Annotated in this window: 25 protein-coding genes; 16 read left to right on the top strand and 9 right to left on the bottom strand. The window is 71.7% G+C overall.

The window, feature by feature from the left end; genetic code table 11:
* Positions 1–10: 10 nt before the first annotated feature.
* Complete coding sequence (locus tag QIS96_RS26815; RefSeq protein ID WP_282545326.1) at positions 11–991, top strand: asparaginase; 981 nt, start codon at positions 11–13, stop codon at positions 989–991.
* Between the two features lie 154 nt (positions 992–1,145).
* Entirely contained in the window at positions 1,146–2,393 is a 1,248-nt protein-coding gene (locus tag QIS96_RS26810) for a GNAT family N-acetyltransferase (protein WP_282545325.1), read from the top strand.
* A gap of 53 nt (positions 2,394–2,446) precedes the next feature.
* Here QIS96_RS26810 and QIS96_RS26805 read toward each other — a convergent pair whose 3' ends face one another.
* Positions 2,447–2,638, bottom strand: coding sequence for a hypothetical protein (locus QIS96_RS26805; RefSeq protein WP_282545324.1), 192 nt, complete (start codon positions 2,636–2,638; stop codon positions 2,447–2,449).
* Between the two features lie 156 nt (positions 2,639–2,794).
* On the opposite strand from QIS96_RS26805, the gene QIS96_RS26800 reads away from it, so the two are divergent.
* The 3 genes from QIS96_RS26800 to QIS96_RS26790 all read left to right on the top strand — a co-directional run bounded on the left by QIS96_RS26800 (position 2,795) and on the right by QIS96_RS26790 (position 5,090).
* Positions 2,795–3,700, top strand: a complete 906-nt coding sequence (locus tag QIS96_RS26800) for a GntR family transcriptional regulator (RefSeq protein ID WP_282545323.1) — start codon at positions 2,795–2,797, stop codon at positions 3,698–3,700.
* Entirely contained in the window at positions 3,700–4,446 is a 747-nt protein-coding gene (locus QIS96_RS26795; protein ID WP_282545322.1) for an HAD family hydrolase, read from the top strand. Before QIS96_RS26800 ends, QIS96_RS26795 begins: the two co-directional genes overlap by 1 nt.
* A 128-nt stretch (positions 4,447–4,574) precedes the next feature.
* On the top strand, positions 4,575–5,090 hold the full coding sequence (locus tag QIS96_RS26790) for an HAD domain-containing protein (RefSeq protein ID WP_282545375.1): 516 nt from the start codon (positions 4,575–4,577) through the stop codon (positions 5,088–5,090).
* Here QIS96_RS26790 and QIS96_RS26785 read toward each other — a convergent pair.
* Positions 5,079–5,330, bottom strand: coding sequence for a hypothetical protein (locus QIS96_RS26785; protein ID WP_282545321.1), 252 nt, complete (start codon positions 5,328–5,330; stop codon positions 5,079–5,081). The two genes, QIS96_RS26790 and QIS96_RS26785, sit on opposite strands and share 12 nt — an antisense overlap.
* A 129-nt stretch (positions 5,331–5,459) precedes the next feature.
* Here QIS96_RS26785 and QIS96_RS26780 point away from each other — a divergent pair, with 129 nt between their 5' ends.
* The 3 genes from QIS96_RS26780 to QIS96_RS26770 all read left to right on the top strand — a co-directional run bounded on the left by QIS96_RS26780 (position 5,460) and on the right by QIS96_RS26770 (position 7,143).
* Complete coding sequence (locus tag QIS96_RS26780; protein ID WP_282545320.1) at positions 5,460–5,963, top strand: helix-turn-helix domain-containing protein; 504 nt, start codon at positions 5,460–5,462, stop codon at positions 5,961–5,963.
* A gap of 16 nt (positions 5,964–5,979) precedes the next feature.
* On the top strand, positions 5,980–6,660 hold the full coding sequence (locus QIS96_RS26775) for a prolipoprotein diacylglyceryl transferase (RefSeq protein WP_282545319.1): 681 nt from the start codon (positions 5,980–5,982) through the stop codon (positions 6,658–6,660).
* 138 nt (positions 6,661–6,798) lie between these two features.
* A complete protein-coding gene (locus tag QIS96_RS26770) occupies positions 6,799–7,143 on the top strand; it encodes a DUF2516 family protein (protein ID WP_282545318.1) in 345 nt (114 codons plus the stop codon).
* 149 nt (positions 7,144–7,292) lie between these two features.
* Here QIS96_RS26770 and QIS96_RS26765 read toward each other — a convergent pair whose 3' ends face one another.
* The 3 genes from QIS96_RS26765 to QIS96_RS26755 all read right to left on the bottom strand — a co-directional run bounded on the left by QIS96_RS26765 (position 7,293) and on the right by QIS96_RS26755 (position 11,105).
* On the bottom strand, positions 7,293–8,558 hold the full coding sequence (locus QIS96_RS26765; protein WP_282545317.1) for a PP2C family protein-serine/threonine phosphatase: 1,266 nt from the start codon (positions 8,556–8,558) through the stop codon (positions 7,293–7,295).
* 310 nt (positions 8,559–8,868) lie between these two features.
* Positions 8,869–9,918, bottom strand: coding sequence for a C40 family peptidase (locus tag QIS96_RS26760; protein WP_282545316.1), 1,050 nt, complete (start codon positions 9,916–9,918; stop codon positions 8,869–8,871).
* Between the two features lie 392 nt (positions 9,919–10,310).
* The gene (locus QIS96_RS26755; RefSeq protein WP_282545315.1) at positions 10,311–11,105 is read right to left on the bottom strand and encodes a class I SAM-dependent methyltransferase; all 795 of its coding nucleotides are present in this window, start codon (positions 11,103–11,105) and stop codon (positions 10,311–10,313) included.
* A 268-nt stretch (positions 11,106–11,373) separates the two neighbouring features.
* Between QIS96_RS26755 and mshA the strand changes: the two genes are divergently transcribed.
* Together mshA and QIS96_RS26745 are read left to right on the top strand one after the other, a co-directional pair.
* Entirely contained in the window at positions 11,374–12,723 is a 1,350-nt protein-coding gene (gene mshA / locus QIS96_RS26750; protein WP_282545314.1) for a D-inositol-3-phosphate glycosyltransferase, read from the top strand.
* Positions 12,716–13,237, top strand: coding sequence for a type III secretion system chaperone family protein (locus QIS96_RS26745; protein WP_282545313.1), 522 nt, complete (start codon positions 12,716–12,718; stop codon positions 13,235–13,237). The genes mshA and QIS96_RS26745 overlap by 8 nt, the downstream gene beginning before the upstream one ends.
* Positions 13,238–13,301: 64 nt before the next feature.
* On the opposite strand, the gene QIS96_RS26740 is transcribed toward QIS96_RS26745, so the two are convergent.
* On the bottom strand, positions 13,302–14,666 hold the full coding sequence (locus QIS96_RS26740) for an MDR family MFS transporter (RefSeq protein ID WP_282545312.1): 1,365 nt from the start codon (positions 14,664–14,666) through the stop codon (positions 13,302–13,304).
* A gap of 115 nt (positions 14,667–14,781) precedes the next feature.
* Between QIS96_RS26740 and QIS96_RS26735 the strand changes: the two genes are divergently transcribed.
* Positions 14,782–15,543 carry a phosphoglyceromutase gene (locus QIS96_RS26735; RefSeq protein WP_282545311.1) on the top strand — a complete coding sequence of 254 codons (762 nt, stop codon included), beginning with the start codon at positions 14,782–14,784 and terminating at the stop codon, positions 15,541–15,543.
* A 79-nt stretch (positions 15,544–15,622) separates the two neighbouring features.
* On the opposite strand, the gene QIS96_RS26730 is transcribed toward QIS96_RS26735, so the two are convergent.
* Positions 15,623–16,426 (bottom strand): class I SAM-dependent methyltransferase, encoded by an 804-nt coding sequence (locus QIS96_RS26730; RefSeq protein ID WP_282545310.1) that lies wholly within the window; start codon positions 16,424–16,426, stop codon positions 15,623–15,625.
* A gap of 153 nt (positions 16,427–16,579) precedes the next feature.
* Complete coding sequence (gene phoU / locus QIS96_RS26725; protein WP_282545309.1) at positions 16,580–17,263, bottom strand: phosphate signaling complex protein PhoU; 684 nt, start codon at positions 17,261–17,263, stop codon at positions 16,580–16,582.
* A 324-nt stretch (positions 17,264–17,587) separates the two neighbouring features.
* Here phoU and QIS96_RS26720 point away from each other — a divergent pair, with 324 nt between their 5' ends.
* Both QIS96_RS26720 and QIS96_RS26715 read left to right on the top strand, forming a co-directional pair.
* Positions 17,588–18,886 carry a sensor histidine kinase gene (locus QIS96_RS26720; protein ID WP_282545308.1) on the top strand — a complete coding sequence of 433 codons (1,299 nt, stop codon included), beginning with the start codon at positions 17,588–17,590 and terminating at the stop codon, positions 18,884–18,886.
* Positions 18,883–19,563: a response regulator transcription factor gene (locus QIS96_RS26715; RefSeq protein ID WP_282545307.1), complete on the top strand. Its 681-nt coding sequence runs from the start codon at positions 18,883–18,885 to the stop codon at positions 19,561–19,563. The genes QIS96_RS26720 and QIS96_RS26715 overlap by 4 nt, the downstream gene beginning before the upstream one ends.
* A gap of 214 nt (positions 19,564–19,777) precedes the next feature.
* Here the strand turns inward: QIS96_RS26715 and QIS96_RS26710 are convergent, their stop codons facing one another.
* Positions 19,778–20,443, bottom strand: a complete 666-nt coding sequence (locus QIS96_RS26710) for a DUF461 domain-containing protein (RefSeq protein WP_282545306.1) — start codon at positions 20,441–20,443, stop codon at positions 19,778–19,780.
* 651 nt (positions 20,444–21,094) lie between these two features.
* On the opposite strand from QIS96_RS26710, the gene QIS96_RS26705 reads away from it, so the two are divergent.
* From QIS96_RS26705 to ispF, 3 genes are all read left to right on the top strand, one after another.
* On the top strand, positions 21,095–21,577 hold the full coding sequence (locus QIS96_RS26705) for a CarD family transcriptional regulator (protein WP_003953493.1): 483 nt from the start codon (positions 21,095–21,097) through the stop codon (positions 21,575–21,577).
* Positions 21,578–21,849: 272 nt separating this feature from the next.
* Positions 21,850–22,620 carry a 2-C-methyl-D-erythritol 4-phosphate cytidylyltransferase gene (ispD, locus tag QIS96_RS26700; protein WP_408907261.1) on the top strand — a complete coding sequence of 257 codons (771 nt, stop codon included), beginning with the start codon at positions 21,850–21,852 and terminating at the stop codon, positions 22,618–22,620.
* Entirely contained in the window at positions 22,610–23,113 is a 504-nt protein-coding gene (ispF, locus tag QIS96_RS26695; RefSeq protein ID WP_282545305.1) for a 2-C-methyl-D-erythritol 2,4-cyclodiphosphate synthase, read from the top strand. Before ispD ends, ispF begins: the two co-directional genes overlap by 11 nt.
* Positions 23,114–23,125 lie beyond the last annotated feature (12 nt).

Here is a 23,125-nt window from a genome sequence, read left to right as displayed (position 1 = left end):
CCCACCGACGATGACGGCATCCGCCACCGCCAGCGCTCCTCCGCAGCCCGCCGTATCGCCGGTCCTCGCCGAGGTCGTGCGCTCCGGATTCGTCGAAGGACGGCACCGGGGCTCGCTGGTCGTCCTCGCCGCCGACGGCAGCGTCGAGCGCTCCGTGGGCGACGTCTCCGCCCCCGTCTTCCCGCGCTCCGCGAACAAGCCGATGCAGGCCGCCGCCGTACTGCGGGCCGGGCTCGACCTCTCCGGCGAGCGCCTCGCCCTCGCCTCAGCCAGCCACTCCGGCGAGCCCTTCCACCTGGACCTGGTCCGCACGATGATCGGTGAGTTCGGCCTCACCGAGTCGGCCCTGCAGTGCCCGCCCGACCTGCCCTTCGACGCGACCGAGGCGGAGGCGTACCTGGCGGGCGGCTCCGTCCGGGACCGGGTCGCCATGAACTGCTCCGGCAAGCACGCCGCGATGATCGCCGCCTGCGCCGGGCGCGGCTGGGACCAGGAGTCGTACCTGGACCCGGAGCACCCGCTGCAGCTCCTGGTCCGCGACGTCATCGAGGAGGCGGCGGGCGAGCCCGTCGCCGCCACCGGCACCGACGGCTGCGGCGCCCCGCTGATGGCCATCAGCCTCACCGGCCTCGCCCGCTCCTTCCGGCACTTCGTGCTCGCCGAGCCCGGCACGCCGGAGCGCCGGGTCGCGGACGCGATGCGGGCCCACCCGGAGTACGTGGCGGGCACGCGCCGCCCCGACACCTGGCTGATGCAGGCGGTGCCGGGCGTCCTGTCGAAGATGGGCGCCGAGGCCGTGCAGGCGGTGGCACTGCCGGACGGTCGCGCGCTCGCGTTCAAGGTCGACGACGGCGCGGTCCGCGCGCTCGGCCCGATCCTCGCCCGCGTCCTGGAGCAGCTCGACGTCCAGACCCCCGCCCTCACGCGCATCGGCGCGGCGCCGCTGCTCGGCGGAGGGCGCGAGGTGGGGGAGATCCGGGCGGCGTTCTGAGCGCAGCCCGCCTTGTTCAGCCCTCCGGCGTTTGAGGAGCGGGGGAGGTCCGGGGGCCGGCCCCCGAGACGGCGCCGCAGGCTTTCGGGAAGGGGCGGGGTGGGGACGAAAAACTCCCGTGCGCCCCGCGAGGCCACCCGCCTACGGTGACCGAATGCCCGTAGACGTCCGCCTCCTCACCGAACCCGACTTCCCCGACTGGGTGCGAGCCCTGAACACCGGCTTCCTCCGCGCCCCGACCAGCACCGACGAAGAGATCGAGGACCGCAGGTCGTCCGTCGGCCTCAGCCGCATGCGGGGCGCGTTCGACGACGGCCGCTGTGTGGCGACGTACCGCTCGTTCGGGCAGCGGCTGACCGCCGTCGGGGGCGCGGAGGTCGCGGCGAACGCCGTGTCCAACGTCACCGTCTCCCCGACGCACCGCCGCCGCGGCCTGCTCACCCGCATGATCACCGAGGACCTCGGGGCGGCAAAGGAGCGCGGGGACGTGGCGGCGACGCTGATCGCCGCCGAGTACCCGATCTACGGGCGGTACGGCTTCGGCCCGGCCACGCGCATGGCCGAGTGGGAGATCGACGTGCCGCGCACCGGGCTCGACCCGCGCTGGTCGGGGCCCGAGGACGGCGGCCGGATCGACCTCGTGGACGCCTCCGACGTACGCAAGCTGGGGCCCGCCCTCCACGAGCGGGTGCGGCGGGCGACGCCGGGTGCGGTGGACCGGGGCGAGCGCTGGTGGCAGGTGTTCACCGGCGAGGTGCGGCCTGGGTGGGCGCCGTGGAAGGACCCGTTCTTCGCCGTGCACCGCTCGGCCGCGGGCGAGGTGGACGGGCTGCTCGCGTACGTCTGCGATGCGAAGTGGGGCGACGGCAAGCAGCCGCTGAACACCGCCACCGTCCTGGAGCTGACCGCCGCGAGCCCGGCGGCGGAGCGCGCGCTGTGGCGGTACGTCTGCTCCGTGGACTGGGTCCAGACGGTGCGCACCGGGCCGCGCGCCCCGGACGCGCTGGTCGCGGACCTCTTCCCGAACGCGCGCGCCGCCCGCATCGTCACGCTCGGGGACTGGCTGTGGGTGCGGATCCTGGACGTCCCGGCGGCCCTGGAGGCGCGGACGTACGGAATGCCGGGCGCCCTCGTCGTCGAGGTGGGCGACCGGCTGGGGTTCGCGGGCGGGCGGTACTGCCTTGAGGTCGGGACGGACGGGCGCGGGTCCTGTACGCCGACCCGGGATGCGGCCGAAGTCGCCCTGGACGTGCGGGAGTTGGGTGCGCTGTGGCTGGGCGACGCGTCCGCGGTGCGGCTCGCCGCGCTCGGCCGGCTGACCGAGGAGAGGGCGGGCGCCGCCGCCATTGCCGACGCCCTGCTGGGTACGCCCCGCAGTCCGTGGTGTCCGGACGTGTTCTGACGCGCCCTGATGTGTTCTGAACGGAGCGCGGGTCCCGTACGGGACTTGCCGGGTCAGGCGAGCGCCGGGCCGGTGACGAGCACCGCGAGCACGACCGCGCCGAGCGAGCTGCAGGTGGGGTCCTTGGCCTTGACCCCGATGCTGAGCAGCAGCATCCCCACGATTCCCAGGGGGCCGTACTGCCACTCGACGAACTCTTCGAAGCCGACGACGAAGAGTGCTGTCAGAACTGCGATGACGGGCATGGTGGTTCCTCCTTCGGGTGGGGAGGAGAGCTGGTGGTTAGGTGGCACTAACTTGGTGAAGTTGGCTGCCAACCTCTCCTGCGTTGTTCCCACTTGGTCGGCTTGGCTAACAAGTCTTCAAACAACTCCCGTTGGATGGCGAGCAGTTGTACCGTTTTGGTCGTGACCCAGGAGAGCGTTGCGGTGAACGGAAGAAAGCCCTCGCACAAGGACATAGCCGACGAACTGCGTCGGCGGATCCGCAGCGGCGCCGTGCCCGCGGGCAGCCGGATGCCCACCCAGGCCAAGCTGGCCGAGGAGTTCGGCGTGGAGCGCGGCGCGATCCGTCAGGCCCTGGCGATCCTGGCCCGCGAGGGCCTGCTGATGAACGTCTCCAAGGGCAGCCCGCCGCAGGTCGCCGAGCGGGCGCCGCTCACCGAAGAACCGCAGGCCAGCCTGGTCGCCCTCGGCCCGCGCCTGGTCGACGCCTTCGAGGAGACCCCGCACATCACCATCGACGCGGTCTGCCTGACCTCAGCGACCCTGATGGTGGGCCTCAGCGATCCGCTGCGGCTGATCTACGAAGGCCGGATCCGCCCCGAGTCGATCACCCTGCGTGTGCTGCTCCCCAGCAGCCGCATCAACCTCGCCTTCCCCGTGCCCGCCGGCGAGCCCTCCGAGCACGCCGCCGCCGACGACGAGGTGGTCGACGAACCGGTGCACCGGCGCTGGCTGGCCCAGCGCAACGCACAGGGCCAGGTCCTGCGCCACAACCTCCGCGCCCTGCGCAACAGCCACGGCATCGACGTCAAGGTGGAGTTCAAGGCCCTGCCGTTCACGCCGGCGACGAAGCTGTACCTGCTCAACGGCACCGATGCGCTCCTCGCGTACTACATGGTCACCAAGCGCGAGGAGGAGATCGACAGCGAGAAGATCCATATGTACGACGCGCTCGGCACCCAGTCGCTGCTCTTCTCCTTCGACAGCTCCGCGGGCCCGCGCGACGAGGCGTTCGTGACCGAGTCGCAGAAGTGGTTCGACGCACTCTGGAACACCATCGCCCGGACCCTGACACTCTCTTGATGACAACCGACACGGCACAGGGTGAGTGGGTGGGGCAAGTGGCCGAGAACCTGCAGGACTTGATCGTTCGCGCCGAGTGCGTCCTCTTCGACTTCGACGGCCCGATCTGCCGCCTCTACGCGCACCACGACTCCCGAACCGTCGTGGACAACCTCGTCGAGTGGCTGGCCAGGCAGGGCGAGGACGGCCTGCTCACGGCGGACGAGCGGGATTCGGCCGACCCGCGCGCCGTGCTGAGCGCCGTGCACGCCGCCCGCCCCGGCAGCCCCCTGGAGGCGGCCCTGGAGGCCAGACTCACCGAGGAGGAGCTGTGCGCCGCCGCGCGCGCCTTCCCCACCCCGTACGTGGACCGGCTGATCCGCACCTGGCACGCCACCGGCGTCCGCCTCGCCGTCGCCACCGACCACGCCCCGGAGGCGGCCCGCCGCTACATCGAGGGCCGCGGCGTCGCCGACTGCTTCGGCCCGCACATCCACGGCCGCCGCACCGGCCGCGTGCACAGCCTCAAGCCGGACCCGGACTGCCTGCACCGCGCGCTCGACTCCCTCGGCGCGGACCCGTCGACGACGCTGCTGATCGGGGACGCGCCCGCGGACCACCTGGCGGCACGCGAGGCCGGCGTGGCGTTCCTCGGGTACGGGCAGGACGGCAGCCGCCAGGAGAGCCTGCGCTCCGCCGGTGTGCGGCACGTCGTCGACTCACTCGGGACGGTGCTGCGGACGGTGTGGGCCGGGGCGTTGCTGTAGCCCATCTCGGCCAGGCCGCTGTGAGCCGGCTCCCGCCGCGTTATCGTGCGGGCGTGACCCGGCCCCGGCCCCCGCACCCCGGACGACGCCCTGAACATCGCCCAGAAAGGCACTCCGGGGCGCGCCCTCTGCCACTGCTCTTCCTCGACATCGACGGTCCCCTCATCCCCTTCGGAGCGGGGCCGGACGAATTGCCCGAGGGGTACCCGACGTACGGCCGCGGGGTCCGGGCGGGCGGCGGGCATCCGCTGCTGCAGCGCGTCGACCCGGCGCTCGGGGGCCGACTGGCCGCGCTCGACTGCGAGTTGGTGTGGGCGACCACCTGGGGCGAGGACGCCAACGACGTCCTCGCGCCCTGGCTGGGACTGCCCGAACTGCCCGTGCTGCCCTGGCCGGAGGAGGCGTACGGGGAGCAGGGCGTGCACTGGAAGACGCGCCCGATCGTCGAGTGGGCGGCCGGCCGGCCCTTCGTATGGGTGGACGACGAGATCACCGAGCCCGACCGCACCTGGGTCGCCGCCCACCACCCGGGCCACGCCCTGCTGCACCGCGTCGACGCCCGCTACGGCCTGACGGACGACGAACTCGACGCGATCCGGGGGTGGTTGGGGCAGCGGTACTCCAGTGACGGCTCACTCCACTGACGCCACGCGGTGGCGCCGCCGCGCATACGTCTGCCGGCTCCGCTCGCCGTCCCAGCCCCGGTGGTCGACGGCGAAGTGCACGGAGTCCGCGTCGAGAGTGAACCGGTCGCAGAACCTCACGCCGGTCGACGCGTTGTCCTGGCAGCGGACGGTCACGCCGGGCTCGTCGTCGACGCGGCCGCCGCTGCCCGTACTGCCGTAGCCGCTGTCACTGCCCGTACCGCCGTCCGGAGAAGTCATGGGCCGAACGCCAGGCGCGCACCGCGCAGATCGTCATCGGCAGTGTCAGCGTCGCCATGCATCGTGCGGTGCGACACTATTGCAAGCAGTCGCTTGCAATAGTTAGCGCTGATGCTGCACCATCGACGCATGGCATCGCTCAACGTCGGCAATCTCGGTGAGTACCTGCGCGAGCAGCGGCGCAACGCGCAGCTGTCGTTGCGTCAGCTCGCCGACGCCGCCGGGGTGTCCAACCCGTACCTCAGTCAGATCGAGCGCGGCCTGCGCAAGCCGAGCGCCGAGGTCCTGCAGCAGGTCGCCAAGGCGCTGCGGATCTCTGCCGAGACGCTGTACGTGCAGGCCGGGATCCTCGACGAGCGGGACCGCGACGAAGTGGAGACGCGCGCCGCGATCCTCGCCGACCCGACGATCAACGAGCGGCAGAAGCAGGTGCTGCTGCAGATCTACGAGTCCTTCCGCAAGGAGAACGGATTCGAGACGAAGCCCGATACGAAGCCCGAGACGAACGAGGACGGGCCCGCCCGGACCGGGAAGAGCGGCGCGCGCGCCGACGCCCCCGGCCGTGGCGAGGACACCGCCGATGACGGCCCCCGCACGGCCGACGGCAGCACCACCATCGAACCCTCACCCTGACCGGAGGACCCCAGGCATGGCCATCACCGACGACATCCGCAAGACCCTCAGCGACCCCAAGCCGCTCTTCTTCGCGGCCGGTACGGCCGACCTCGCCGTGCAGCAGGCCAAGAAGGTCCCCGCGCTGATCGAGAAGCTGCAGGCCGAGGCCCCGGCCCGGTTCGAGGCCGTACGCGCCACGGACCCCAAGGAGGTCCAGGAGAAGGCCGCGGCCCGCGCCAAGGAAGCGCAGGAGACCCTGCAGGCCAAGGTCACCGAGGTGCTCGGCAGCCTCGACACCGACCTCAAGAAGCTCGGTGAGACCGCCCAGGGCCTGGCCCTGCGCGGCGTCGGCGTCGCCGCCGAGTACGCGGTGAAGGCCCGCGAGAAGTACGACGAGGTCGCTGAGCACGGCGAGCAGGCCGTCAAGGTCTGGCGCGGTGAGGCGGCCGACGAGATCGAGGAGATCGCCGCCGCGGTCGAGCCCCAGGCGGAGCCGAAGGCCGAGGGCGAGCCGAAGGCCGCCCGGAGCAGGTTCGAGAAGACCGAGACCGCCGCGGAGCCCGTCGCGCAGCCGGTCGCGGAGCCGGTCGCGGTCGAGGACGAGTCGAAGCCCGAGTCGGCCAAGAAGAACGGCTCGACGGTCACCACGGCGACGGCGAAGAAGGCCCCCGCCAAGAAGACCACGGCGAAGAAGGCCACCCCGCCCGCCGAGTGATCACGGCGGACGGTCGCGACAGCACCGTGGAACGCCCCGGGCACTCAGCGAGAGCCCGGGGCGTTCCACGGATACGGCGACCGTTCGGCCGGGTACGGTTGCCGGTGTAGAGACGACTCGGATCAGGTGGTGGGCAACGTGCTGATGTCAGGTTTCGCGAGCTTCGTGGGACTGCTCTTCCTCGCCATGCTGGTACTCGCGGCGGTGGCCCTGGTGATGGCCGCCCTCGCCCGCCCGGACGCCTACGTCGCGGCGAACAAGCAGACCAAGAACTTCTGGCTGATCCTCCTCGGCGTCACGGTCCTGGTGAACGTCATCGGGATCCCCGGCCTGGGCCTGATGCTGCAGATCGCGGGTCTGATCGCGACGATCGTCTTCTTCGTCGACGTACGCCCCGCGCTCAAGCAGGTCACGGGCGGCGGAGGCCGCCGAGGCGGCAGCAGCAGCGACGGTCCTTACGGGCCGTACAACGGCGGACGGTGAACGCCGGCGGACGCTCCGCCGACGCAGCAGCCGTACGAAAGCCGACGCAACAGCCCCGCACGACAACAGCCCCGCACGACAACGGAGCCGCACCTTCCCGGTGCGGCTCCGTTCTGCGTGCACCCCTGAGGTGCGTACGGGGAGAGGCCTCAGCGCCCGCCCCGGTCGAGCAGCAGCACCGCCACGTCGTCCGTCAGCTCGCCGCCGTTGAGCGCCCGGACCTCGTTGACGGCCGCTTCGAGGAGCTCCTCGCCGGACAGCCCGTCGGAGACCTGGCGGCGGACCATCTCCACCATGCCGTCCTGGCCGAGGCGCTGGTTGCCCTCGCCTATCCGGCCCTCGATCAGGCCGTCGGTGTAGAGCATCAGGCTCCACTCGCCGCCCAGCTGCACCTGCTGACGCGGCCAGCGGGCGCGCGGCAGCAGACCGAGCGCGGGGCCGCCGTTCTCGTACGGCAGCAGCTCCGCCGGGCGGCCCGGCCGGGTGATCAGCGGCGAGGGGTGGCCGGCCAGACAGAGCCCGGCGCTGCGGCCGTCGGGCGAGATGTCGACCGTGCAGAGCGTCGCGAAGATCTCGTCGTCCGGACGCTCGTGCTCCAGGACCTGCTGCAGCGTCGAGAGCAGCTCGTCCCCGCAGAGGCCCGCGAGGGTCAGCGCCCGCCAGGCGATCCGCAGCTCCACACCGAGCGCCGCCTCGTCCGGGCCGTGCCCGCAGACGTCGCCGATCATGGCGTGCACCGTGCCGTCGGGCGTGCGCACCGTGTCGTAGAAGTCGCCGCCGAGCAGCGCCCGGGAGCGGCCCGGACGGTAGCGCGCCGCGAACCGCAGCTGCGAGCCGTCGAGCAGCGGCGTGGGCAGCAGGCCCCGCTCCAGGCGGGCGTTCTCCTGCGCGCGCAGCTTCGACTCGGTGAGCTGCCGCTGGGCGATGTCCGCCCGCTTGCGCTCCACCGCGTAGCGAATGGCGCGGCTCAGCAGCCGGGCGTCCAGCTCCTCACGGAACAGGTAGTCCTGCGCGCCGACCCGCACGGCCTCGCCGGCCAGGTCGACATCGCCGGTCGCGGTGAGCGCGAGCACGGCGTGCCGGGGCGCGAGCTGCAGGACGTGCCGCAGCGTCGCCAGCTCGTCCTCGCCGTGGTCGGCGCCGGGCGCGGGCAGCGCCAGGTCGAGCAGGATGCAGTGCACGTCGTCGGTGAGCAGCCGCTCGGCCTCGGTGAGGTTGCGGGCGGTACGGATACGGATGGGCTTGCCTGCGGCGTCGAGCAGATCCGGCACGGACAGCGCCTCGGCCGGGTCGTCCTCGATGACCAGCAGCGTCAGGCCGCCGCCGGTCTCGGTTCCGGCCTGCGCCGGGAACGCCCCTGCCTGACCACCTTCCGCGGCCGGGACTGCTCTCTGCCGCGGTATGGGTACGGGCATCGTGTGGTTTCCTTCCCTCCCCCCGAGGGCGCGGCGACACGTGGAACGACGTGCCACCGACGGGGACCATAGCGGTACCCACCGCGGGTTTGGAATGGCGATCACCAAACCCCGGGGGCCCATATGCCGCATCCCGTACCGCAATTGGACCGGATCGGGCTTCCCAGGGGATGACGAACATCACGCTGCCCGGGTTGCCTGCGTGCCGCAGGTCACGTGCCCCAGGTCACGCGCCGCACGCCGGGTGACGGGAGGGGCACGCGAGGCGCACCGCCGGGTGGCGCGAGGCACACCGCCGGGGAGGGGAGGGCTACTTGTCCGGCCGCACCACCCCGAGGATCTTCATCGAGCCCGCGCCCGCGATGGTCACGTCCCGCCCGGGGCGGGGGGCGTGCACGATCGCCCCGTCCCCGATGTACATCCCCACGTGGCTGGCGTCCTCGTGGTAGATGATCAGGTCCCCAGGGCGCATGTCCTCGACGTCGATGCGCGGCAGTTGCTTCCACTGCTCCTGCGAGGTCCGCGGGATGGTTCTGCCGGCGGAGATCCAGGCCTCCGAGGTGAGCCCCGAGCAGTCGTACGAGCGCGGGCCCTCGGCGCCCCACTCGTAGGGCTTGCCGATCTGGGCGGTGGCGTACTTGATGGCCTTCTTGCCGCCCTTGCTGGCCTTGCCGTTGATCTCGGCGAGGGCGCCGGAGTCGATCCACGCCGCCTGACGCTCGTACTCCGCCTCCTGCTCCATGGCGAGCAGGCGCTCGCGCTCCTTCTTCTCGAGCTTGGACTCCAGCTCCTCGGCCGCCTTGATCCTGGCCTTGACCTTCTTCTTGGCCTCGGCCTTCGCCTTGCGGTTGGACTCCAGCTCGCGCCAGCGCGCGGAGGCGTCGTCCGCGTACAGCTTCAAGTCCTCCTGCGTGCGCGCGAGTTCGCCGAGGAGGCCCTTCGTGGCCTGCTGGCCCTGGCGCAGGCGGCCGGCGTTGTCCAGGTACTTCTGCGGGTCGTCGCTCAGCATCAACTGCGCCTGGGGCGGGAGTCCGCCGCCGCGGTACTGCGCGCGGGCCGCGGCGCCCGCGCGCTGTTTCAGGCGGTCGACCTTCTTCTGACCCGCGACGATCGCCTTCGCGAGGCGCACGATCTCGTCGGACTGTCGGTCGGCCCGCTCCTCCGCCAGGTTGTAGGCGTCGGTGGCCACCGACGCCTCGTGGTAGAGCCGGTCCATCTCCTTGCGGACCTGTTCAAGGGACTTGGGGTCCTTCGGCGTCGGTTCGGCATGCGCGGTTCCCGGGGCGGCCAGGATCGCCGCCGCGCACGCCAGAGCCAAGGTCGCTGTGGTCGCCGTGGTCGAGCTTCGCTTGCCGGTCACGCTCGTTCCCCCTGAACTGATTGCTCGTCAGTAACTTACGAACACGTCCGGGATGGTGCCACGCCCGCGCCCAATGCGACAGAGGCGCACGCACATGCACAGGTACGGATGAACGCCCGGACCAGTCATCCCCGGACGCCTCCCCGCTCCATCCCCGTGTCATGTCCGACGAACGGCGTCCGAACAGCGTTCCGAACCCGCGCAGGATCACTCGTGTGGGGCTTTGGCCTTGGTGGGGCGGGAGTTACGAGTTCCGCTTGGCATCACCCTGTGCTGTTACGGGAGTTATGCGTTCGGCTTGACGCTGCCCTGTCCTGTTGCGGGAGTTACGAGTTCCGCTACTCGACCGGTCTGCGCGGCAGGGGAGTCGGTGAGCGGCCGGGGCCGGCCGCTCACCCCCGAGGCGCCAACGCCGCCCAGGCCACCGTCACTTCGCCCTGCCGCCACCGCCCCGCGCGGTCCGTCACCGGCCAGTCCGCCGACAGGTCGCGCACCGTCCGGATCCACCGCTGCCGCGCTCCGTACGAGGCATAGGGCGCCGCGGCCGCCCAGGCCCGGTCGAAGTCGCGCAGGAAGGCGTGGACCGGCTCGCCCGGCACGTTCCGGTGGATCAGCGCCTTGGGCAGCCGCTCGGCGAGGTCGGACGGGCGGTCGAGGGAGCCGAGGCGGGTCGCGAACGTCACCGTGCGCGGGCCCTCCGGGCCGAGCGCGACCCAGACGTGCCGGCGGCCGATCTCGTCGCAGGTGCCCTCGACCAGGAGCCCTTCGGGGGCGAGCCGCGCGCGGAGCCGCTCCCACACGGCGGCCACCTGTTCCTCGTCGTACTGGCGCAGCACATTGGCCGCGCGGATCAGCTGCGGCGGCCGGTCCGTCGGCACCTCGAAGCCGCCGTGCCGGAAAACCAGCCCCTCGCGCGCGTACGGGCGGGCGGCGGCCACCCGCGCGGGGTCGATCTCGATGCCGACGACCTCGACGGCGGGGGCGGCGGTGCGCAGCCGGTTCAGGAGCTCGACGGCGGTCCAGGGCGCGGCGCCGTACCCCAGGTCCACGGCGAGTGGCGCGTCCGCGCGGCGCAGGGCGGGGCCGTGGGAGGCCGCGATCCAGCGGTCCATGCGGCGCAGTCGGTTGGGGTTGGTGGTCCCGCGGGTGACGGTCCCTACCGGGCGGGACGGGGTGCGGGCGGCCATGCCCACCAGTATCGGCCCCCGCGCGTGTGCACCCCGAGCCGGGCCGAAGGGGCGGAAGAGCCGGGAGAGCCGGAAGAGCCGGAAGGGCGTCAGGGGAGGGTTGAGCCCGAATCCGTAATGCTTTGGCAAAATGGAAATGGAGGCGAGACTTCCGATGTTCCCCGTTCTGGAGGGCGACGTACGCACGCCCGTGCCGTCATGCCCACAGCAGGCCCGGACGAGGGGCCGCCAGGAGGCCCGTGCCAGGGGCCGCTAGGAGGACCGCCAGGTGAGCCAGTACGTGAGCCGGCTCGGCGAACGCCTCACCGGCAGCACGCCGCCGCGGCTCCGCTTCCCCGGCGGGCACCGCAGGCCGCGCCGGGTGGCGATGCTGAGCGTGCACACCTCGCCGCTGCACCAGCCCGGCACCGGCGACGCCGGCGGCATGAACGTCTACATCGTGGAGCTCGCCAAGCGCCTCGCCGAGATCAACGTCGAGGTCGAGATATTCACCCGGGCCACCACCGGCGCCGTGCCGCCCGAGGTCGAGCTGGCCCCCGGCGTGCTGGTGCGGCACATCGACGCGGGCCCGTACGAGGGCCTGAAGAAGGAGGAGCTGCCCGCGCAGCTCTGCGCCTTCACGCACGGCGTCATGCAGGCCTGGGCGGGCCACCGCCCCGGCCACTACGACCTGGTGCACTCGCACTACTGGCTGAGCGGCCACGTCGGCTGGCTCGCCGCCGAGCGCTGGGGCGTCCCGCTCGTGCACGCCATGCACACGATGGCCAAGGTCAAGAACGCCGCCCTGGCGGAGGGGGACACCCCGGAGCCCGCCGCGCGTGTGATCGGCGAGACCCAGATAGTGCGCGCCGCCGACCGCCTCATCGCCAACACCGACGAGGAGGCCGACGAGCTCGTACGGCACTACGCGGCCGAGCCCGGCAAGGTCGCCGTCGTCCACCCCGGAGTCAACCTGGAGCGCTTCCGCCCGGGTGACGGGCGGGCCGCCGCGCGGCAGCGCCTGGGCCTGCCGCAGGACGCGCTGATTCCGCTCTTCGCCGGCCGTATCCAGCCCCTCAAGGCGCCCGACGTCCTGCTCCGCGCGGTGGCCGTGCTGCTCGACCGGCGGCCCGAGCTGCGCGGCAACCTGGTCGTGCCCGTGGTCGGCGGCCCGAGCGGCAGCGGCCTGGCCAAGCCCGAAGGGCTGCAGAAGCTCGCCGCGCGTCTGGGCATCGCGGACGTCGTGCGGTTCCGGCCGCCGGTCGGTCAGGACCAGCTCGCCGACTGGTTCCGGGCCGCGTCCACGCTCGTCATGCCCTCCTACAGCGAGTCGTTCGGGCTCGTCGCCATAGAGGCGCAGGCGGCCGGCACCCCGGTGATCGCCGCCGCCGTCGGCGGGCTCCCGGTCGCGGTGCGCGACGGCGTCAGCGGCTTCCTCGTGGAGGGCCACGACCCGGCGGCGTACGCGCAGGTCCTGGAGCGGTTCGTGGACGACGCGCAGCTGACCGAGCGGATGGGCGGGGCGGCCGCGCGGCACGCCCAGGCCTTCGGCTGGGGCACGGCGGCCTCGGCCACGGCGGACGTGTACACCGCGGCGATGCAGGAACGCCGTGGTCGCGTACGCTCGCACCATGGCTGAGACAGCGGGGACGGAGCGCAGCGGCGCCGAGGCGCGCCAGGTCGTCGAGAGCGCCCTCAAGGACGCCGAGCTCGACTGGGAGTCGCCGGAAAACGGCTCCTACGTGGTGAAGCTTCCCGGCACCCGCAAGCTGTCCACGACGGTCTCGCTGATCGTCGGCCGCCACTCGCTGTCCCTGAACGCGTTTGTGATCCGGCACCCGGACGAGAACGCCGAGGGCGTCCACCGCTGGCTCCTGGAGCGCAACCTCAAGCTGTACGGCGTGAGTTACGCGGTCGACCGCCTCGGCGACGTCTACCTCACGGGCAAGCTGCCGCTCGCCGCCGTCACCCCGGCCGAGATCGACCGCCTCCTCGGCTCGGTCCTGGAGGCCGCGGACGGCGCGTTCAACACCCTTCTGGAGCTGGGTTTCGCGACGGCGATCCGCAAGGAGTACGAATGGCGGGTCGCGCGCGGCGAGTCCACGCGCAACCTTGAGGCGTTCACGCATCTGACCCAGCCGGGCGCCAAGTAGCCCGTAAGGCACGGCGGTTCGGGCGGAAAACCGGCACTACGCGCGCGTGCAGACGTACGCACGCTCAGGCGCCGGCCTCGACCGCCCGCTCGGCGGCGGATTCGGCGGGCGTCCCCGACGACACCCCAGGCGCTTCCGCCTCCTCAGGCCCTTTCGCCTCCTCAGGCCCTTCCGCCTCCCCAGGCGCCTCAGGCGCCCCAGGCGCCTCAGGCGCCTCAGGCGCCTCCGGCGACAGCCCCCGCATCAGCGCCCAGTACCCCAGCGCCGCCACCGTGCCGAGCACCGCGCAGCCCGCCCACAGCCACTCGGCTCCGTACCGGTCGATGACCAGGCCGCCCATCAGCGGCGCGGTCAGCGAGGCCACCGCCCAGGACAGGGTGTACATGCCCTGGTAGCGGCCGCGGCCGTGGACGGGGGAGAGGCGGACGACGAGGCTGGTCTGGGTCGGGGCGTTGACGATCTCGGCGAGCGTCCACACGCACACGGCCAGGGCGTACACCCCGAGGGAGCCGGCGAACGCGGTGAGCCCGAAGCCGTACCCCGCGAGCAGCGAGGAGAGCACGAGAAGGCGGCGCGGATCGCGGTGCTCGATGAAGCGCGTGACCGGGATCTGCAGGGCCACGATCAGGACGCCGTTGACGGCGATCGCGATGCCGAAGTCCGAGCTGGAGAACCCGTCCGCGCCCATCGCCACCGGCATGGACACGTACGCCTGTTGGAAGATCAGGGCGATCAGGAAGGACAGGCCGACGACGCCCATGAAGCGGCCGTCGCGCACCACGGCGCCGAGGCTGACGTGCTCGGCCTCCGCCCCCGAGCCCTCCGCGCCCCGCACCGGCCGGGACTCGGGCAGCCGCAGGAACACCAGGACCGCGCAGGCGAGCGTGAGGGCGGCCTCGCCGAGGAAGCCGGCGAGATAGCTGTACTCGGCGATGAAGCCCGCGGCCATCGAGCTGAGCGCGAACCCCAGGTTGATCGCCCAGTAGTTGAGCGCGAAGGCGCGCACCCGGTCCTCGGGGCGCACGATGTCCGCCATCATCGCCTGCACCGCGGGCCGGGAGGCGTTGGAGGCCATGCCGACGAGGAACGCCACCGCCGCGATCGCCGCCGGGTCCTGCATGAAACCGAGCAGCGCCACCGAGAAGGCGGTGGAGACGTGCGCGACGAGCAGCGTGGGCCGCCGCCCGATCCGGTCCGTGAGCACGCCCGCCCCGATCGACGAGACGACCCCGCCGAGCCCGTGCAGAGCGGCGACGAGACCCGCGTACGAGGCGGAGTGGCCGCGCTCCATCGTCAGGTACAGGGCCATGAACGTGGCGACGAAGGCGCCGAGCCGGTTCACCAGCGTGCTGGTCCAGAGCCACCAGAACTCGCGCGGCAGCCCGGAGACGCTCTCCCTGACGGCTCTTCGGAGCGAAGCGACTGACAAGAGGAGCCCCCCCGGCGGGTAGTTGGCAACGGCGCATGTAATGGGTGAATGCGCCGAGCGCAGATTACGCGGGGGCCGGACGGCGCGCCACATGTTTTCCATTAGGCTCGGACACATGGCCGACGCACCGTACAAGCTGATCCTCCTCCGCCACGGCGAGAGCGAGTGGAACGCGAAGAACCTGTTCACCGGCTGGGTGGACGTCAATCTCAACGAGAAGGGCGAGAAGGAGGCGGTCCGCGGCGGTGAGCTGCTCAAGGACGCCGGCCTGCTCCCCGACGTCGTGCACACCTCGCTCCAGAAGCGCGCGATCCGCACCGCGCAGCTGGCGCTCGAGGCCGCCGACCGTCACTGGATCCCGGTCCACCGCAGCTGGCGCCTGAACGAGCGTCACTACGGCGCTCTGCAGGGCAAGGACAAGGCGCAGACCCTCGCCGAGTTCGGCGAGGAGCAGTTCATGCTGTGGCGCCGCTCGTACGACACCCCGCCGCCGGCGCTCGACCGCGACGCCGAGTACTCCCAGTTCGCGGACCCGCGCTACGCCGCGCTCCCGCCGGAGCTGCGCCCGCAGACGGAGTGCCTGAAGGACGTCGTCGTCCGCATGCTCCCGTACTGGTTCGACGGCATCGTCCCGGACCTCCTCGACGGCCACACGGTCCTGGTCGCGGCCCACGGCAACTCGCTGCGCGCCCTGGTCAAGCACCTGGACGGCATCTCCGACGCGGACATCGCGGGCCTGAACATCCCGACGGGCATCCCGCTCTCGTACGAGCTGGACGCCGAGTTCAAGCCCCTCAACCCGGGCGGCACCTACCTCGACCCGGACGCGGCCGCGGCGGCGATCGAGGCGGTCAAGAATCAGGGCAAGAAGAAGTAACTCTCCGAGGGTTTCGTGATCACGCCCCTGAGCTGCGCATACGTCGCGGCGCAGGGGCGTTTTCCGTACGCGGAACCCGTCACTCGGGGACTCGTCCGCGTACCGCCCACGCGCGCGCGGTGAGCGCGATCGACCCGTCGGGCCGCGTCGGCACGGCCTCGCACAGGGCGGCGCGCAAGCGGTCCCGGGCGGCGGGCGCGAGCGCGGCGACGTAGCCGGGGGCGGGGCCCTGCCCGGCCAGGAACGGCTCCCACAGATCCGGGAAGCCGGCGAAGACGGTGGCCACCTCCAGCGGGGCGACGGCCACGTCCACGAGCCCCGCCTCCGCCCACAGCGACCGGAGACGCTCCGGGTCGCACACCGCGAACCGCCGCCCTTCGTCCAGGCCGGCGGCCGACGGGTCCAGGGAGGCGGCGGCGTCCCAGAAGCGCCGCAGGAACCCCATGCCCTCGGCGTAGTCCCAGACGTACGCGGCGACCGTCCCGCCGGGCCGCACCACCCGGGCCGCCTCGGCCACCGCCGCACCGGGCGCGGCAAGGAAGTTGAGCACCAGACCGCTGACGGCCACGTCGCACATCGAGTCGCGCACTGGCAGCGCCGACCCGTCCGCCACGGCGAACCACGCGGGGCCCTCAGCCACAGCGGTACGCGCCGCCGCCACGAACCCGGCGGACCGGTCCACGCCCACCACGAGCTCGGGCCGACAGCGCGCGGCGACCGCCGCCGTCAACGCCCCCGTTCCGCACCCGACGTCCACCCACCGCAGGCCGCCCCCGCAGCCCAGCCACGCCACGAACTCGTCCGCGACAAGCCGGCTCCACCGCCCCATGTACCGCTCGTAGGCGCCCCCGACCGCCCACACATCGAACCGCCGCTCGGTCATGCCACCCACGATCCCCGACGTCCCGAACCCGAGCCACAGGGCGAGCCTCACCGCACCCCGGTGCACGGAGCCCGTACCGCACAACAGCAGCGAGGGACCCCTCCGTGAAGTGTGGACACGGAAAGGCCCCACGCAGCTCCCCCGGGAAGAGACTTACGCCCCCGCCACCTCCGGCCCCGTAGGCGGCTGGAGTTCGTCCGCGTGCTCGCCCGTGACCAGGTACACCACGCGCTTCGCGACCGAGACCGCGTGGTCGGCGAAGCGCTCGTAGTAGCGGCCGAGGAGGGTCACGTCGACGGCCGTCTCGATGCCGTGCTTCCAGCGGTCGTCCATCAGGTGCTGGAACAGCGTGCGGTGCAGCTGGTCCATCTCGTCGTCGTCCTGCTCCAGCTGCATCGCCAGGTCGATGTCCTTGGTGATGATGACCTCGGCCGCCTTCGCCATCAGGCGCTGCGCGAGCTGGCCCATCTCCAGGATCGTGGCGTGCAGGTCGTTCGGGACGACAGACTCCGGGAAGCGCAGCCGGGCCAGCTTCGCGACGTGTTGGGCCAGGTCGCCGGAGCGCTCCAGGTCCGCGCTCATCCGCAGCGAGGTGACCACGATCCGCAGGTCCGTCGCGACCGGCTGCTGGCGGGCGAGCAGGGCTATCGCGCGCGCCTCCAGGTCGTGCTGCAGGTCGTCGACCTTCTGGTCCGCCGCGATGACGCTCTCGGCGAGCTTCAGGTCCGAGTCGAGCATGGCCGTCGTGGCGCGCCCGATCGCCGACCCGACAAGGCGGGCCATCTCGACCAGGCCTTCGCCGATCGAGTCAAGTTCCTCGTGGTACGCGTCCCGCATGGAGTTCCCTCTCTGAGTACGTGCCGCCAGGGCCACTGCCCCTGTAATACGGTGCCGGGGCTGTGACCCCACGCTCCCACGGTGCGGCCGGAACGCGACGGGGACCGGCATCCCATGTGAATCGCCCCTGTCTCCCAGGTGAACTCTGAGCGACGCGAACAGCGCCCCAGTTGTCCCGTACGCCCCACTGCCCCACCTGCGCCGATCCCGCCGGGCCACCCAAATGAACCAGCCACGTACCACCGGTGAACTCTCGGCGACGAGTGTTCGAGATGACACCTCGACCGCTGTGGCCGGGTGTTGATCCGTGCATAACCTGAAGGCATGGACGTGAACGCGGCGGTCGCCGCAGCGGCAGCGATCTCCGGGGTGTGCACCGGTGTCATCGCGATGCTGGCGTTCCGCTGGAGCGAGCGCGACCAGAGACGCCCCACCCGAACCTCCCTGCACACGGACGCGGTCCTGCCGCCCGGCGTGGACACGGTCCTCTCCGTGCTCCGCTCCTCCGCCGTCGTGCTCGACGAGGCCGACGCCGTCGTCAAGGCCAGCTCCGCCGCGTACGCCCTCGGGCTCGTACGGGGCGGGAAGCTCGCCGTCGAGCCGATGCTGCAGATGGCCCGCGACACCCGCCGCGACGGCGAGATACGCCAGGTCGAGCTGGACCTGCCGCGCCGCGGCACCGGTCGCGGCGAGGCCCTCGCGGTCTCCGCCCGCGTCGCCCCGCTCGGCTCCCGGCTCGTGCTCCTGCTCGTCGAGGACCTCACCGAGGCCCGCCGCATCGAGGCCGTACGACGCGACTTCGTCGCCAACGTGAGCCACGAGCTGAAGACCCCCGTCGGCGCCCTGAGCCTCCTCTCCGAGGCCGTGATGGACGCGGCCGACGACCCCGAGGCCGTGGAGCGGTTCGCCGGCCGCATGCAGATAGAGGCCACCCGCCTGACCAACCTGGTCCAGGAGCTCATCGACCTCTCGCGCGTGCAGAACGACGACCCGCTGGAGGACGCCGAGCCGGTCCGCGTCGACGAACTCGTCACCGAGGCCATCGACCGCTGCCGCCACCAGGCCGGTACGAAGCAGATCACCATGGCCGCGGGAGGCACCGCCGACCTGCACATATGGGGGAACCGGGGCCAGCTCGCCGCCGCCCTCGGCAACCTCGTCGAGAACGCCGTGAACTACAGCCCGGCCCGCACCCGCGTCGGCATAGCCGCACGCCGGGTCAACGCACCCGGGGGCGACCTCATCGAGATCGCCGTCACCGACCAGGGCATCGGCATCTCCGACAAGGACAAGGAGCGCATCTTCGAGCGCTTCTACCGCGTCGACCCCGCCCGCTCCCGGGCCACCGGCGGCACCGGCCTCGGCCTCGCCATCGTCAAGCACGTGGCCGCCTCGCACGGCGGGGAAGTCACCGTGTGGAGCTCCGAGGGACAGGGCTCCACCTTCACCCTCCGGCTGCCGGAGGCGGGCGCCGCCCGCGACCGCGGCCCCCAGACCACCGCGGAACGCGACGACCTCGACGACGAGGACCCGGGCGCGGACCCCGAGACCGACACCCACACCGCTCAGCACGAGTCTCGCGAGACCCGCGAGCCGATCCCTGCCCCGGAGGTCCTTCCGTGACCCGAGTGCTCGTCGTCGAGGACGAGGAATCCTTCAGCGACGCCCTGTCGTACATGCTCCGCAAGGAGGGCTTCGAGGTCTCCCTCGCGGCCACAGGCCCCGACGGGCTCGACGAGTTCGAGCGCAACGGCGCCGACCTGGTCCTGCTCGACCTGATGCTGCCCGGCCTGCCCGGCACCGAGGTCTGCCGCCAGCTGCGCGGCCGCTCCAACGTCCCCGTGATCATGGTGACGGCCAAGGACAGCGAGATCGACAAGGTCGTCGGCCTCGAAATAGGAGCGGATGACTACGTCACCAAGCCCTTCTCGTCCCGCGAGCTGGTCGCCCGTATCCGCGCCGTCCTGCGCCGCCGCGGCGAGCCCGAGGAGGTCACCCCGGCCGCTCTGGAGGCGGGCCCGGTCCGCATGGACGTGGACCGGCACGTGGTCACGGTCGGCGGCTCCAAGGTCGACCTGCCGCTCAAGGAGTTCGACCTCCTGGAGATGCTGCTGCGCAACGCGGGCCGCGTCCTGACCCGCATGCAGCTCATCGACCGCGTCTGGGGCGCCGACTACGTGGGCGACACCAAGACCCTCGACGTCCACGTGAAGCGCCTGCGCGCCAAGATCGAGCCGGACCCGGGCGCCCCGCGCTACCTGGTCACGGTCCGCGGCCTGGGCTACAAGTTTGAACCCTGAGCGACACCTGCGCTACGTTAAGTAACCCTCGCCGTCGGGTGGGCGGAGAGGTGAAACGCTTGTGGAGCGCGGGTAAGACCTGGAGTCATCCGGGCTCGGTGCTGTGAAGCAGGAACCTCCCTTGGGGAGGGCACCAAAAGTTCGAGCCGTAGCTGGCAGAACCGCAAAGGGCGGGAACCGATAACCAAGGTTCCCGCCCTAAGTCGTTGCAGCGTCAGTGGCCGGCGGCCTCGTGGTCCGCAGCGCCCTCGGCGCCCTCGGCGGGCGTGCCGGACGCGGACTCCGTCGGCTTGCCGGAGGCGCTCTCGGTGGGCTTGCCGGAGGCGCCCTCGGACGGCGCGACGGGCTTGGTCGGCTCGGCGGCCGGGACCTCGGCCGGGCCCCACTTCTTGAAGTAGCTGGTGGCCGGCACGACGAACGTCTCCATCTTCACGTCGCCGGTCTCGCTGAACGAGAACGTCACGTTCTGGGCGTTGCCGTCCAGCACGGCCTCACGGCTGCTCGGCAGGGCCGCGGAGGCGTTGCCCGCGCCGCCGATCACCAGGGAGCCGCCCGCCGGAATGGTGAGCTTGCCGCCCTTGGCGGGCTTGAGCTCGGCCTGCTTGTCCGTGCCCTCGATCTTGATGGACTCGAGGACCTGGTCCTTCTGGCCGTTGTTGAACACCGTCGCGGCGATCGCGGCCGGGCCCGTGGACTTCAGGTCGGGCTGGGTGATGACAACCGCGTTCTGGATCTTGATGTCGCCGACCTTGGTCGCGGCGTTGTCCGGCTTCACACCGAGGGTCTGGGCGTTGTTGCCCGCACCGCACGCGGCGAGGGTGGCGATGGAGAACCCGAGGGCGGTGGCGGCGATGGCGCCGCGTCGAAGGCTGCGGCTCACGGCGGCGGCAACTCCTTGAACGTGGGCGGTACGGGTCGGCTGTTGTGGCCGTCCGTAATGGTCTGACAGCGCGCTTAGGTTACCGAGCCCCTCTCCGCCCGCCGCACCCGACCCGCCCCTAGGTCGCCCGGTACGCCGCTGGGCACGTCGCGGGTACGTCGCCGGGGCGCTCCTCGCTTATGCCTCCGGTCGCCGTCGCGGACCCGTGCCGTGATGTGGCCGAATGTGTGTGGTTCGGGATTCACATATCCATCGCGTCGACCGCCCGATGGATTTCAGGTAAGGAATGCGAGGCGGCCACAGGAATTGATCACGCCGCGCGTGATCAATTCCGGATTCCCGCCACAACCGTTCACACTTGTCTCGAACGGCTCTCATGACACCGAACGGAGTAGCGGAACCCGCTCACTTCGAAGCGTGCAAACCGGGACGTTCGACCTCCTGAGAGGGGTCGCGGGCGTCTGTGACGGGCGTGTTTCAGGTTCCCCGGACAGCCGCTCCGACCTGCGAATACCCACCTCCGGAAAGCCCGCGCAGCACGTTCCTGGCGCCGTTGTCAAGCCCCGAGATATGCCCTGACCTGCGAAAACGCCATTCAGAAGAGGCAGTTCTCGTGTTAGGATGGATAGCCACGGAAGGGGTACCTGTCACATGACGTTCAAGGTTGGCGACACCGTGGTCTATCCCCATCACGGGGCCGCGCTGATCGAGGCCATCGAAACTCGTCAGATCAAAGGCGTGGACAAGACCTACTTGGTGCTGAAGGTCGCTCAGGGCGATCTGACGGTTCGTGTGCCAGCGGACAATGCGGAGTTCGTCGGCGTACGCGACGTTGTCGGTCAGGACGGGCTCGACCGGGTCTTCGAGGTGCTGCGCGCGCCGTACGCCGAGGAGCCCACGAACTGGTCTAGGCGCTACAAGGCAAATCTCGAGAAGCTCGCCTCGGGCGATGTCATCAAGGTCGCTGAAGTGGTGCGTGACCTGTGGCGTCGTGAGCGCGAACGCGGTCTGTCCGCCGGTGAGAAGCGCATGCTCGCCAAGGCGCGGCAGATCCTGGTGAGCGAGCTCGCTCTCGCGGAGAACACCAACGAAGACAAGGCCGAGGCTCTGCTCGACGAAGTCCTCGCGTCCTGACGCAGTACCGGTAACACCATGCCGCGGTGCCCGCTGACCAGCCCTGACTGACCAACAGACAGGCTGTGTCGCCGGGCACTGCGGCATGTTTGTACCTGGGCATGTTCGTACCTGAACTGCCACTGGCGTGAACTGGCGCCCAGCCTCGACCGGTTGTCACGGAAAGGGTCACGGTCAAGAGCTGCGCGCCTGGCCCTCGACCTGTCGGCCGGGGGCGTTCGCTGAGGCCATACCCACGTCGCCCGAGGACACAAACCCTGAACGCGGACCAGATGTCAGACGAATCCCAGTCATCCCCGAACACCCCGAAGCCCGCCCGCACCGCCGCGGTGATCCCCGCGGCCGGCCGAGGCGTGCGGCTCGGACCGGGCGCCCCCAAGGCGCTCCGTACCCTGGGCGGCACGCCCATGCTGATCCACGCCGTCCGGGCGATGGCCGCCTCCCGCGCCGTCTCGCTCGTCGTCGTGGTCGCGCCCGCCGACGGCGCCGCCGAGGTCAAGTCGCTGCTCGCCGACCACTCGCTGCCCGAGCGCACGGACTTCCTGGTCGTGCCCGGCGGCGACACCCGGCAGGAGTCCGTGCGCGCCGGCATCGACGCGCTGCCGCCGGAGATCACCACCGTGCTCGTGCACGACGCGGCCCGCCCGCTCGTGCCCGTGGACACCGTCGACGCCGTCGTGGAGACCGTGCAGTCCGGAGCCCCCGCCGTCGTGCCCGCACTGCCGCTCGCCGACACCGTCAAGGAGGTCGAGCCGGCCGTCGAGCGCGGCGCCCCCGAGCCCGTCGTCGCCACCCCCGCGCGGGCCCGCCTGCGCGCCGTGCAGACGCCGCAGGGCTTCGACCGGGACGTGCTCGTACGCGCCCACGACACCGTCGAGCTGAACGGCGAGGGCGCCACCGACGACGCCGGGATGGTCGAGCAGCTCGGCCTGCCCGTGGTCGTCGTCCCCGGACACGAAGAGGCGTTCAAGGTGACCAGGCCGCTCGACCTGGTCCTGGCCGAGGCCGTCCTGGCGCGCAGGAGGAAGAACGATGGCTTCTGATCCGCTGACGAACATGCCGCTGGTCGGCGTCGGCACCGACGTGCACGCCTTCGAGCACGGCCGCGAGCTGTGGTGCGCCGGCCTCCTCTGGGACGAGGACGCCAGCGGCGGATACGGCCTCGCCGGGCACTCCGACGGCGACGTCGCCGCGCACGCCGCCTGCGACGCGCTGTTCTCCGCCGCGGGCGTCGGCGACCTCGGCGCGCACTTCGGCACCTCGCGCCCCGAGTGGGCCGGCGCCTCCGGCGTCACCCTGCTCACCGAGGCCGCGCGCATCGTGCGGGAGGCCGGGTTCGCGATCGGCAATGTGTCGGTGCAGGTCATCGGCGTACGCCCGAAGGTCGGCAAGCGGCGGGACGAGGCGCGCAAGGTGCTGTCCGAGGCGGTCGGGGCGCCGGTGTCGGTCTCCGGCACCACCACCGACGGCCTCGGTCTGACCGGCCGCGGCGAGGGCCTGGCGGCGATCGCCACGGCACTCGTCGTCCGCGTCTGACGCGCACCCGCT

The sequence above is a fragment of the Streptomyces cavernicola genome (assembly GCF_029968035.1).
GTDB classification, from domain to species: domain Bacteria; phylum Actinomycetota; class Actinomycetes; order Streptomycetales; family Streptomycetaceae; genus Streptomyces; species Streptomyces cavernicola.
This window is presented reverse-complemented; position numbering and strand designations above follow the sequence as displayed.

Excerpts from the sequence above, each read along its gene's own strand:
- QIS96_RS26815 (WP_282545326.1), top strand. The coding sequence starts at position 11 with ATGACGGCATCCGCCACCGCCAGCGCTCCTCCGCAGCCCGCCGTATCG.
- QIS96_RS26810 (WP_282545325.1), top strand. The coding sequence starts at position 1,146 with ATGCCCGTAGACGTCCGCCTCCTCACCGAACCCGACTTCCCCGACTGG.
- QIS96_RS26805 (WP_282545324.1), bottom strand. The coding sequence starts at position 2,638 with ATGCCCGTCATCGCAGTTCTGACAGCACTCTTCGTCGTCGGCTTCGAA.
- QIS96_RS26795 (WP_282545322.1), top strand. The coding sequence starts at position 3,700 with ATGACAACCGACACGGCACAGGGTGAGTGGGTGGGGCAAGTGGCCGAG.
- QIS96_RS26785 (WP_282545321.1), bottom strand. The coding sequence starts at position 5,330 with ATGACTTCTCCGGACGGCGGTACGGGCAGTGACAGCGGCTACGGCAGT.
- QIS96_RS26780 (WP_282545320.1), top strand. The coding sequence starts at position 5,460 with ATGGCATCGCTCAACGTCGGCAATCTCGGTGAGTACCTGCGCGAGCAG.
- QIS96_RS26775 (WP_282545319.1), top strand. The coding sequence starts at position 5,980 with ATGGCCATCACCGACGACATCCGCAAGACCCTCAGCGACCCCAAGCCG.
- QIS96_RS26765 (WP_282545317.1), bottom strand. The coding sequence starts at position 8,558 with ATGCCCGTACCCATACCGCGGCAGAGAGCAGTCCCGGCCGCGGAAGGT.
- QIS96_RS26755 (WP_282545315.1), bottom strand. The coding sequence starts at position 11,105 with ATGGCCGCCCGCACCCCGTCCCGCCCGGTAGGGACCGTCACCCGCGGG.
- QIS96_RS26745 (WP_282545313.1), top strand. The coding sequence starts at position 12,716 with ATGGCTGAGACAGCGGGGACGGAGCGCAGCGGCGCCGAGGCGCGCCAG.
- QIS96_RS26735 (WP_282545311.1), top strand. The coding sequence starts at position 14,782 with ATGGCCGACGCACCGTACAAGCTGATCCTCCTCCGCCACGGCGAGAGC.
- QIS96_RS26730 (WP_282545310.1), bottom strand. The coding sequence starts at position 16,426 with ATGACCGAGCGGCGGTTCGATGTGTGGGCGGTCGGGGGCGCCTACGAG.
- phoU (WP_282545309.1), bottom strand. The coding sequence starts at position 17,263 with ATGCGGGACGCGTACCACGAGGAACTTGACTCGATCGGCGAAGGCCTG.
- QIS96_RS26720 (WP_282545308.1), top strand. The coding sequence starts at position 17,588 with ATGGACGTGAACGCGGCGGTCGCCGCAGCGGCAGCGATCTCCGGGGTG.
- QIS96_RS26705 (WP_003953493.1), top strand. The coding sequence starts at position 21,095 with ATGACGTTCAAGGTTGGCGACACCGTGGTCTATCCCCATCACGGGGCC.
- ispD (WP_408907261.1), top strand. The coding sequence starts at position 21,850 with ATGTCAGACGAATCCCAGTCATCCCCGAACACCCCGAAGCCCGCCCGC.
- ispF (WP_282545305.1), top strand. The coding sequence starts at position 22,610 with ATGGCTTCTGATCCGCTGACGAACATGCCGCTGGTCGGCGTCGGCACC.